The organism is Dietzia sp. SYD-A1, from assembly GCF_015356725.1.
Taxonomy (GTDB): domain Bacteria; phylum Actinomycetota; class Actinomycetes; order Mycobacteriales; family Mycobacteriaceae; genus Dietzia.
The window spans coordinates 1-804 of record NZ_JADDKI010000625.1 but is presented as its reverse complement, the minus strand read 5'-3'; the positions used below and the strand labels follow the sequence as shown (position 1 = coordinate 804).

Below are 804 nucleotides of genomic sequence, written 5' to 3'. Positions count from 1 at the left end.
CTCGACGTGACCGCCACGGTCGAGGGTGAGGAACTGGTGCTCGACGGCACCCTGCGATGGGCCTCCAACCTGTACGAGGACGCCGTCCTCGTCACGGCTGCGCGCACCACCACCGGCGACCGCATTGTGGTCGCCCTGCCCGTCGACACCCCGGGCGTCACAGTGGGCCCACCCTTCTCACTCATGGCCCTGGGCTCGACCGCCTCGTCGTTCCTGAAGATCGAGAACGTCCGAATCGGTGCACACCAGGTGCTGACCAGCGATTTCGAGGCCTTCCTCACCTCCGTTCGGCCTACCTTCGTGATGTTGCAGACCGCGCTGTGCGTGGGCCTGGCTACCACTGCCCTGGAGGAGGCTCGCTCGTCGCTCATCGGCGTCAATGCGGTGTTCGCCGGCGAGGTCGACCGGCTCGTGGGCAAGCTCGCGCTGGTCCGCTCTGCCATGACCGCCCACGCCCGCGCCGAGGCGACAGCCCACGCCGCCGGGCGCGCCGAGCTCCTCGCCATGCGCCTGCAAGCGGCGGAGGTCGCCTTCGAGGCCGCGATTTTGGAGACCAAATCTGCTGGGGGCAAGGGCTATGCACGCTCGTCCGGCACGTCCCGGCGCATGCGCGAGGCCGTCTTCTTCCCGGTCCAGTCGCCGTCCGAGGCCCAGCTGAGGTGGGAGCTGGCCAGCTGCGCCTGATCGCAGGCAGCGAGGCACCCGCGACGAGCCACCTGAAAGGAGTGCGCCATGACCGTCGACGAACTGGGGCCTGCCGCCGTCCTGGCCCGAGGCGATCGCCACGAGGTTGCCGGCTTGGTG

1 pseudogene is annotated in these 804 nt (G+C 69.5%); it reads left to right on the top strand.

Annotation, left to right across the window (positions count from 1 at the left end):
• A pseudogene (locus IY392_RS17815) lies at positions 1 to 684 on the top strand (acyl-CoA dehydrogenase); the annotation flags it as partial.
• Positions 685 to 804 lie beyond the last annotated feature (120 nt).